This window comes from Candidatus Deferrimicrobiaceae bacterium, from assembly GCA_035256765.1.
GTDB lineage: Bacteria > Desulfobacterota > Deferrimicrobia > Deferrimicrobiales > Deferrimicrobiaceae > CSP1-8.
Map to the genome: position 1 here is coordinate 1 of DATEXR010000209.1, position 6,698 is coordinate 6,698.

Consider the following 6,698-nt stretch of genomic DNA (forward strand, 5'->3'; position numbering starts at 1 on the left):
GACCTTGTAGTTCCACTTCACCCCTTTTCCGTCCTGCACGGTGAGAGTACGGCCCGCGGCATCGAGCCTGACGATCGTCCCGGAGATTGTCCTCTCCTCCGCCGGCGCCGGGAGCGGCGCCCACGTCAGGAGAAAGGCCCCCAACGCCAGGAGAACAAACAGCCGGTTCACCCTCCGGCCTCCCTTCCATCCCTGCCGGGTCGATCCATGGGACATCTTCTTGCGGCCCCCCGTTGTGTACGGTACCAAGTGTACACCTTGAGATAGGAATGTCCCCGGTGGATTGCGTCGAGCGGAACCTGGGAGTTGCCGGGATCGCGCCGCATGTCCCCCCGCTTCCCTCTTGTTTTCGGCCCCTTCCTGTTGTCTATTGATATTGCGGGGCGCCCGGATCCCCTTCGGGGACGGTTCGCCTCCGCCATGCGATATCACGGGAAAGGGTTGCGCCTATGAAAATCCGGGAATTTCACGTCCGCCCGAATCTTCCGCCCGAACTGAAACCCCTCCAGGAGATCGCGATGAACCTCTGGTTCTCCTGGAACTGGGAGGCCGTCCAGCTGTTCATCCGCCTGGATCCCGACCTCTGGGACAAGTCGTACCAGAACCCCATCCTCATGCTCGGTTCCCTCTCCCAAAAAGAACTGGAGGAGGCGGCCCGCGACGAGAGCTTCGTGGCCAACGTCAACAGGGTCCACCAGAACCTGGTCGACTACCTCAAGGCGCCGGGATGGTTTCGGGAGGAGCACGGGGAGGAGAAGGAGTTCCAGGCAGCGTACTTTTCCTGCGAGTTCGGGATCGACGAGGGCCTTCCGATCTACTCGGGAGGCCTGGGCGTCCTTTCGGGGGACACCCTGAAGTCGGCCTCCGACCTCGGTCTGCCGCTGGTCGGCGTGGGCCTTCTGTACCAGAAAGGGTATTTCCGCCAGATTTTAAGCCTCGACGGCTGGCAGCAGGAGCTCTACCCGGACAACGACTGGTACAACATGCCGGTCACGATCGAGCGGGACAACAACGGCAAGTCGCTCCGGATCGAGGTGGATATGGCGGGGGAGAAGGTCCGGGCGAGGGTCTGGCGGGTCCAGATCGGCCGCGTCCCCCTCTACCTCCTCGACACCAACGTGAAGGAGAACTCCCCCCGCGCGCGGGAGATCACGAGCACGCTCTACGGCGGGGACCGGGAGATGCGGATCCGGCAGGAGATCATCCTCGGGATCGGGGGGGTCCGGGCGCTGCAAGCCCTCGGGATCACGCCGACCGTCTACCATATGAACGAGGGGCACTCGGCGTTCCTCGTGCTGGAGCGCATCCGGGGGCAGATGGCGGCGCAAGGTGTTTCCTTCGCCGAGGCGCGGGAGCAGGTGTTCGCCTCCAACGTCTTCACCACGCACACCCCCGTGCCCGCGGGGAACGAGCTGTTCGTCACGGAACTCCTCCGGAAATACCTCCACCCGATGGCCGAGGAGCTTCGCGTGCCATGGCAGGAGTTCCTCGGGCTGGGTCAGCTGGCGTCGAGCAAGACCCCCGACTTCGGGATGACGGTCTTCGCGCTCCACAGCGCAGCGCACGCGAACGGGGTGTCCCGTCTTCACGCGGAGACGTCCCGGAAGATGTGGAGCGACCTGTGGCCCGGCCTTCCCGAGTCCGAGGTCCCCATCCACAGCATCACGAACGGCATCCACACCCGGAGCTGGCTGAGCCACGAGATGAGCGACCTGTTCACGCGCTACCTGGGCCCCCGGTTCCACGAGAAGCCCGGGGACCAAACCGTGTGGGAGCGTGTGGAGACGATCCCGCCGGTGGAGCTTTGGCGCACGCACGAGATCCGGCGGGAGAGGCTCGTCTTCTTCGTGCGGAAGTCGCTGAACAAACAGCTGATGCGGCAGGGGGCCGGGGCCTCGGCGGTGCGGGCGGCGGAGGAGGTGCTGAACCCCGAGGTGCTCACCATCGGGTTCTCCCGGAGGTTCGCCACCTACAAGCGGGCGGGGCTGCTCTTCCGGCAGCCGGACAGGCTGGTCCGCCTGCTCAACGACCCGGAACGGCCCGTCCAGATCGTCTTCGCCGGGAAGGCCCACCCCCAGGACCTCCCTGCCAAGGAGATCATCAAGTCGGTCATCCATTTCGCCTCCGACCCCCGCATCCGGCACCGCCTGGTCTTTCTGGAGAATTACGATATCAACGTCGGGAGGTACCTGGTGCAGGGGGTGGACGTGTGGCTGAACACCCCCCGTCGCCCCCTGGAGGCCTCCGGAACGAGCGGGATGAAGGTCGCGGCGAACGGGGGGATCAACGTCTCCATCCTGGATGGCTGGTGGTGCGAGGGGTACGCCCCGGACACCGGTTGGGCGATCGGCAGCGGGGAGATCTACCAGGACCCCGAGGAGCAGGACCAGGTCGAGTGCGAGGCGCTCTACAGCCTGCTGGAGAACGAGATCATCCCCCGGTTCTATGAGCGGGGCAAGGGGGGGATTCCGCGCGAATGGGTCCGGATGATGAAGACCTCGATGCGCAAGTTGGGGGCCTATTTCAACACGCACCGGATGGTCCAGGAGTACACGGAGCGGTTCTACCTTCCCGCCCACCGGATCGGCGTCCGGCTGGCGAAGGACGGTTTCGCCTCCGCGAGGCAGCTCGCGGCCTGGAGGTCCCGTGTCACGTCGGGCTGGTCCCGCGTCTCGATGCGCGTGGACGGGGAGAAGCCGACCGGCGATCTTCTCGTCGGGTCCCGCGTCGCGGTGACGGTCCGGGCCGACCTGGGGACGCTCACCCCGGACGACATCACCGTGGAGATCTTCTACGGAATACTGGATACGGCGGGGCAGGTGCGAAACGGGGGGACGATCCCGGCGACGCATGAGGGCCGGGAGGGGAACGAGGATCTCTTCCGCGCCGAAATCCCCTGCCGGGTGAGCGGCCGGTTCGGCTTCTCCGCGCGCATCCTGCCGCGCCACCCCGACCTCGTGAACCCGCTCACGCCTCTGCTCCTGACCTGGGAGTAGAAAGCGGTGCCGGCCATCGCGGGGCCGGCGGCCTGACGGTGGCGATGACGACCGCGGCGAGAAAGGCGAGCGCGGCGGCGATCAGGAACGCCGTTTGGTAGCTCTTCGTCGCGTCGAAGATCTTTCCTCCCGCCATCGGCCCGATGATCCCCGCAGTCCCCCACGCGGTGAGAAGCAGCCCGTAGTTGTTCCCCAGGTTCCGGATCCCGAAGAAGTCCGCCGTCGCGGAGGGGAAGACGGCGAGCTGGGAGCCGTAGCAGTACCCGATGAGGAAGACCGACCCGAACAGCAGGGGCACCGTTCCCACCCGGGGCTCGAGGAAGAGGAGGAGGGCGGTCACCCCCATGGCGAGGGCGAGCGTCCGCGTCCGGCCGATGTGGTCGGACAGCCACCCGGAGCCGATCCTTCCGCAGCCGTTCCCGGCGGAGAGGACCCCCACGGAAAGCGCCGCGTCGCGGGCGGAGAACCCCGCGCCCTCCGCGAACGCCGCCAGGTGCCCGATGACCATGAGGCCGGCTGCGGTCCCCAGCGCGTAGGCGATCCACATCCGGTAGAACGTCCCCGTCCGGAGCATCTCCCCGGGCGGGTAATCCCTCGGCGTGCGGAACGAAACCTCCTCCGGGGAGGGGGGAGCCCATCCCGCGGGGCCCCACCCCTCCGGGGGGTTCCGCAGAAAGAACGATCCCGTCGTGGTGACCACCAGGAACCCGATACCAAGGAGCGCGAAGGTGTCCCGCCACCCGTACCGGTGCAGCAGAAGGCCGGCAAGCGGGGCGATCAGCGCGCTTCCCGCCCCGTACCCCATCACCATGAGGCCCGTGACGAGGCCGCGCTTCTCCGGGAACCACTTCATCCCCACCCCGAGGGGGCAGACGTACCCGACGCCGCTTGCGAAGCCCACGAGGACGCCGTAGCAGGAATAGAGCCACCAAAGCGCGTGCGTGTAGCGCGAGAGGAAGATCCCCGCGGAGAAAAGAAGCGCCCCCGTAAGGGCCACCGGGGCCGGCCCCTTCCGGTCGTGCCACCGCCCTCCGGTCAGCACCCCGACGGCGATGAACGCGATGGACAGCGTGAAGGCGAGCGACACCTCGGCCCGGGTCCAACCGAACTCCCGCTGGAGGGGGGCGAGGAAAATGCTGAACGAATACGCGGAGCCGAAACAGAGGTTCATCGCGACCCCGCCCGCCACGCGGAACCAGCGGTTCACCCCGGTTTCCTCCGGCCGTAGAGTTCCGCGCAACGCTCGGGCGGCATCCCCAGAAGATAGGCCAGGCGGAGCCTCCACATCAAAAGGATCGTGCGCAGCGTGCCGTGCGTCTCCCAGCGCCTCGCGGACGTGGTGACCGGGAGGGACAATAGGACCGTCCTTCCCCGCCGGGCGAGGCGGCGGGAGAGCTCCACGTCCTCCATCAGGGGGATCTCGGGGTAGCCTCCGATCTTCTCGAAGACGTCCCGCCGAAGGAAGATCGCCTGGTCGCCGGTGTAGGCGCGAAAAAGCCGCGCCCGGACGCCGATCATCCGGGCGGTGAGGCGAAGCGCCGCCTTCCGGAGAGGCGGGGCGGAAGGCGAGACCGCGAGGCGCACGGAAAACGCTCCCCCCAGGAAGCCGTCCCGTTCCACCGCCTCACGGACCGATGCGATCGCGCCTCCGGGGATCGTCGTGTCCGCGTGGAGAAAGAGGAGGATCGTCCCGTTCGCCGCACGCGCGCCGGCGTTCATCTGCCGGGCCCGGCCGGGGGGGGAGGGGATCACGACGTCGGCTGCCGGCCAGGCCGCATCGGGGGTCCCGTCCCCGCTTCCGCCGTCCACCACGATCACCTCGCCGGCCCCCGCCTCCCGGGCGGACCGGGCGGCTGCGGCGATCGTTCCCGCCTCGTTCAGCGCGGGGATGATGACGGAGACCGACGGGGGGGTCCCGAAACCCGTCATTCGGACCCAGCCGCGGGACCGACATCCGGCAGCGGTTCTCCCCGGATCCGCCTGACGATTCTGGGGAGGAAGAAGGAGAACCCGAGAAGCGCCACGGGGAACAGGACGTCGAACTGGAGGAGATCCCCGGGCCTCCGGTACGAGGCGACGATCTCTTTCAGGCTCCCGAAGAAAAGGGAAACGATCACCATGGCGGGAAAGATGCCGAAAAACGTCCCCCAGAAATAGTCCCGGAACCGGATGCGGGTGGCTCCCGAGGCGTAATTGAGGACGATGAAGGGGAACCAGAGGATCCGGAGGTAGAAAATGATCGAGAAGCCGTGTTTTTCCGCCTTGCGGTCGAGTTCCCCCAGTTTGCCGACGAGGAAGCCGCGGGCGAAATCCCGCAGGAGATACCGGCCGAGGACGAACGAGGCGGACGCTCCCAGCGTGGCCCCGAGAATGCTGCAGGCGGCTCCCGCGTATTTTCCGAAGATGAATGCCCCGGCCGCGGTAAAGGGCGTCGCCGGAAGCGCGAGAACCCCGAGCGCGTAGATGAGGACGAAAAGGGCAGGCCCGAAGAGGCCCGCCGCGCCTACCAGCAGGTCGATCCTCCCCACCAGCTCCCTTCTCCCCTCGTGCGTCAGAAACCGGTTCCCCTCGGGAGTGAAGAAGAGGAGATACGCCACCGTGGCGGCGAAGGCAAGGAAGACGAAAAGTTTGATGATTCCCGTTCTTTTCACGGTCCGGCGATCCCTCAGCGAAAAATTGTACTATATTGCGCCTCGTGCCGCGGAAATTACCGTCCGGGCTCCTGTTGCCGTACATGCCGTCCCGGGCGTATCCTGACAGGGATCATGAAGATGCCCTCTTCCCTCGCCCATCTGGGCGCCCGGATCTTCACCTGGGACCGGTCCGTCCTCTCCCTCTGGGAGCGTCATGCCCGGGTGGTGACCTTTCCGGACGCGCCGTGGGTCCCGCTTGCTAGTGCACCGTCTCGCAAATACCTTGGCATTCGAGCGCCGCTGCAGGGGGCCGGTCCCCGGAAGGGTTTCGTCGCGAGACAAGGGAGACCCTTTGGCTACGGCGGGCAAGCGCAGGAGCGAGCGCGGAGGCGTACGGCAAGTACGCCGCACAAGCGAGCGACGAGCACGCCCGACGCAGCCCGGGGATCGCTTGTCGCAGCAGAAAAGGCAGCCCTGTGGGCGACCGGCGCCTGCGGCGAGGGAACGCACCGCCCGCCCTTTGTCGGACTCCCTGCGCCCGGCTCGGCGTACCGCCAGTACGCCTGCGCCGTGCTCGGTCGTCCTTCGCGGTCTGACGGCGCATCCGCTTCGCCTCGGCTGCCGACCCTTCCGGGGACCGGTCCCTCGCTCCCGCGGAGTACGCGCTCCTTGCGCTCAGGGGGGACACTCCTGATGGGCGGGGACACTCCTCTCCCGCATCCCGGAGATGAATCAGGAATGTCCCCGGCGGGAGTGTCCCCCCCCCATCCTCAGTCGCGCGCCTTGCTGGCGCGGCGCATCGACGCTCTCGGTGCGACACCGTATTTATGAAGCGGAGTACTACGAGACAGGTGGACCGATCACTGGGGGCTGGTCAATAACGGGACGAGACCACGGGGGAATGAATACCGCGTGGAGGGTGCGTTAACCCGCATTTCTCAGTGCGCCCCAAAGGCGCAGATCACCAGTGGGAGGAGGACCCACCCGGGTAATTGTCGGTAGGACCCGGTAGCTTGCGAGCGGCCCGCTCGGGTAACCGATTGAGCCGAAGCCTCGCGATAAAGCCCAC

4 protein-coding genes are annotated in these 6,698 nt (G+C 66.9%); 1 reads left to right on the forward strand and 3 read right to left on the reverse strand.

The features are described 5' to 3' along the window. Positions 1-449 precede the first annotated feature (449 nt). Positions 450-2,996, forward strand: a complete 2,547-nt coding sequence (gene glgP / locus VJ307_07055; protein ID HJX73898.1) for an alpha-glucan family phosphorylase — start codon at positions 450-452, stop codon at positions 2,994-2,996. Here glgP and VJ307_07060 read toward each other — a convergent pair. From VJ307_07060 to VJ307_07070, 3 genes are read right to left on the reverse strand one after another with little or no spacing between them, the layout of a single operon-like run. Then, positions 2,968-4,203, reverse strand: coding sequence for an OFA family MFS transporter (locus VJ307_07060; protein ID HJX73899.1), 1,236 nt, complete (start codon positions 4,201-4,203; stop codon positions 2,968-2,970). The genes glgP and VJ307_07060 overlap by 29 nt on opposite strands. Continuing rightward, positions 4,200-4,925 carry a TIGR04283 family arsenosugar biosynthesis glycosyltransferase gene (locus VJ307_07065; GenBank protein HJX73900.1) on the reverse strand — a complete coding sequence of 242 codons (726 nt, stop codon included), beginning with the start codon at positions 4,923-4,925 and terminating at the stop codon, positions 4,200-4,202. The genes VJ307_07060 and VJ307_07065 overlap by 4 nt, the downstream gene beginning before the upstream one ends. Next, complete coding sequence (locus VJ307_07070) at positions 4,922-5,647, reverse strand: VTT domain-containing protein (protein HJX73901.1); 726 nt, start codon at positions 5,645-5,647, stop codon at positions 4,922-4,924. Before VJ307_07070 ends, VJ307_07065 begins: the two co-directional genes overlap by 4 nt. Between the last annotated feature and the right edge of the window lie 1,051 nt (positions 5,648-6,698).

Bases quoted from the DNA above. Each gene is read 5' to 3' on its own strand.
- glgP (HJX73898.1), top strand. From the start codon at position 450: ATGAAAATCCGGGAATTTCACGTCCGCCCGAATCTTCCGCCCGAACTG.
- VJ307_07065 (HJX73900.1), bottom strand. From the start codon at position 4,925: ATGACGGGTTTCGGGACCCCCCCGTCGGTCTCCGTCATCATCCCCGCG.